Here is a 3,033-nt window from a genome sequence, read left to right on the forward strand (position 1 = left end):
ACGCATAGTCCCTTGAGGAACATGGTCTTTGAATACATGAACATCAAAGAAACAAGTTAACTTCATTTTTTCATTTGGAAGCTGGTATTGGTACTCGTGTAATTCGTCATTAAGACAAATATCATCTTTATCATCGTCATCAAAGTGAAAGTAAGACATAAGCATTCATAGAAAATAAACGTGCAAATACTGTATATAAAAACAGGTACGCAATAATTGAGCTAAATCAATTTTTGCATTCTTTTCTGCCAGACAGTCGCGTAGCGACAAGCGTCGCAGACAAACCCGCTATACAGAAACAAATGAAGCCTAACGGTCGGTTAGACAAAATACCCTTTCAGCACTGCTTTAAAATGATGTCCCCTAGCTTTAGCTAGGAAATGGACATTTCATTTTTGCTTGTTATCTTTAAAGATCTTTTTATCTTTCATTTTTTAAAAGCTTTTAACCCAAAAAGAAGAAGATTTTAAGCCTAAAGATCACAACTAACTTTGTCGTCTTGATTTGTACTTTAACTTGTTCTTAAAAAAAACATCAATCACTTTAAATAGACAGCGTGCCAACCAAAAACCATGAGAAATACAAAATGTAGAGAGAGTTAAGCAGCACGTTTCTGCTCGTTTAGGAGCAATATACCGCGCTCAGACACGACAAAACTCGGCAAGTAAGCCGATGTAGGTCATTTTGATAAACTGCTTTAGCGCTAATTAGGTGGTACGTGGTAAGTTTCACGTACATGGTGAGAAGTGATCAGATCGAGCAAGCGTTGGCATGGCTCAACCACTTTCATGTTCTTACGAAGCGTACCGTCCATACGGTAACGTGAATTAGGGTAACGTGCCTTTTGCTTAAAGGATTTACCTTTCGTTTTCAAATCGGCTTCATGCTTTGCAGCTCCGTTACGAACGGACAAACGAGAAGCGCCGAGCATATCTAACAACCCTTTAGATAGAACTTTGTAACTTGCTTCTGCATGAAACATAGCCGCATGGCCATCTTCATAAATAGCCACAGTATCACTTTGCAGATAACCACACTGACTCAGTTTATTGATATAAAAATACCAGGTTGATTCGGCGATATAGACTCCATGTCTAAGCGCCACTTCCATTCTCAGCGCATCATGGGTGAGATTCTTACCGCCTTTACGAGTAGCAATAACGATCATGCCATTAGCAACATTACAATTAACGACAAATGCGGAAAGCATCAAACTTAGAATGACCTTAGAGCGATCTTGCAATGTTCCACGGTATAAGCCGTCACTATGTTCAAAAAATTCTTCACGATGAGGCAGTACCTTTGCTTGTCTGAGTAATGTTTTAACGTAATCAGGCAATCTTGCACTCTTGAATCCATTGAATGACGCAACTTTAGCTTGAAATCCAACAGCCTTACCGCTTTTATGAACTCGATCTGCTGTTTCTAAAATTTCAGCATTAACTTTGTCACGTTCAGCTTTTCGGGCTTTTTTGAGGCGTTTAGTTTCATCAACGACAGTGTAAGCTTGCCCGTCTGGTATTTCGCAGTCGAAAGCATTCGCATCATCATAAGATGACAACGGCGGAAGTTCAGAGCAATGCTCATCACAGTCTGAAAAGAGTGTATCTAGGTTAGCGTTTTGCATTAGACACACTCACAATAGGCATGATTGATCGCGTTAGGATCGGCATGTCATATTGAATGTATCTAGATCTATAAGGGGATTGATGCTGCAATATGCAGCTATAGCGCTGTTGGGTTTTCATTATTAGATTCTCGTAGTTTAAGTCTGTTAGGGTGATTAGTCCTTCCATTACCGATTAATCTAATATAAATGCTTCAAAAGATCAAACTAAACCTTAGCTGTAGATTTAATAAACAAAAAAACCGGCCCTACGAGGAAACCGGTTTTTCTGTCGAATGCTTAATATTTGGGAATCACTCCAAATACACTCTAACTTTAATTGTGTATGAATACACCACATAACTTGTACGTGGTGATAGCGAGCTATGTGCTGCACTCTCACACAAGAAGCTAGAGACATTTTAGTTAAATAATCAGCACAATTCAAGCTTTTTGAATCATTAGTTGAAGAAGTAAATGTATACTTAAATTCTAACTCTTAAAAATAATATTTGAATTTATTTCCAAAACAATTCAAAATCAAATACGCTCACTATGAGCGAGAAAATCATGAAGAATATTAAACTAGATGAATTTTTAAAACTTACCACAAACTTGAAAACAGGTGAATTCGCAAACTTAACAGGAACAGCCCCATCAACACTAAGAAGAAACTGGAAAATACAGAGTAAACGGCCAGAAATAATATTTTTAGCTGTTGGTGTTGCTGCAAACAACGGAGAAACAGCAAGAAATCTTTTAAAATTATACTGTTAAGCATTATCGCCATGTTGAAATGTTGGTCCATTTCAACATGGCTAACCATCTAAACCTAATATAGAGGCAATATGGCTACAAAAAATCATACCAAAATTACAAATAACTTCAATATTTGTCCACAAGAACATCTTTTTACGTACTTAAACCTATTCTTCCCTGAGTTATCAGTAAGAGAGTTAGAGGCAATATATTGGCTCTCTCAAGGGTTGAAATTAAATGACGTATCAATGATGATGTCTGTCAAACCAGAGTCCGTCAGGTCTTACTTATCTCGTTGTAAAATAAAGTTAAAACAAGATAACAACACTCAACTAAGACTTTTATTTCAGTGCAGATTAAACAGTGTAATTTTAATTCATCAACTTAGTTCCCTTTCTACATGTTAACACCATCAATGTGATCAACTTCGCAAAACCACGTTATGCCCCCTTTTTCTGGGGGCATACTTACACCAAATATATCTACAAACTATCAAATATATTTAAACCGGCCAGTCTGATTAACTTGGCTTGTTCTTTAACATCTCTGGACCATGAACGACTAACCCAAGCGATACGCTTGATTAGGTCACTCCTAGAACCCTGCGAGGGAGGTCAGTAATTCGCGGGAAACAGACCTGTGATAGAAAGCATAACCTTATATGGTTG

Annotated in this window: 3 protein-coding genes; 2 read left to right on the plus strand and 1 reads right to left on the minus strand. The window is 37.5% G+C overall.

The features are described from left to right. Positions 1-703: 703 nt before the first annotated feature. On the minus strand, positions 704-1,627 hold the full coding sequence (locus tag L2748_RS23335; RefSeq protein WP_220783515.1) for a hypothetical protein: 924 nt from the start codon (positions 1,625-1,627) through the stop codon (positions 704-706). A 549-nt stretch (positions 1,628-2,176) separates the two neighbouring features. Here L2748_RS23335 and L2748_RS23340 point away from each other — a divergent pair. Further along, the gene (locus L2748_RS23340; protein ID WP_220783516.1) at positions 2,177-2,383 is read left to right on the plus strand and encodes a hypothetical protein; all 207 of its coding nucleotides are present in this window, start codon (positions 2,177-2,179) and stop codon (positions 2,381-2,383) included. A gap of 71 nt (positions 2,384-2,454) precedes the next feature. Further along, positions 2,455-2,772 (plus strand): helix-turn-helix transcriptional regulator, encoded by a 318-nt coding sequence (locus tag L2748_RS23345; protein ID WP_220783517.1) that lies wholly within the window; start codon positions 2,455-2,457, stop codon positions 2,770-2,772. Positions 2,773-3,033: the final 261 nt, after the last annotated feature.

The organism is Shewanella sairae, assembly GCF_023283535.1.
Lineage (GTDB): Bacteria > Pseudomonadota > Gammaproteobacteria > Enterobacterales > Shewanellaceae > Shewanella > Shewanella sairae.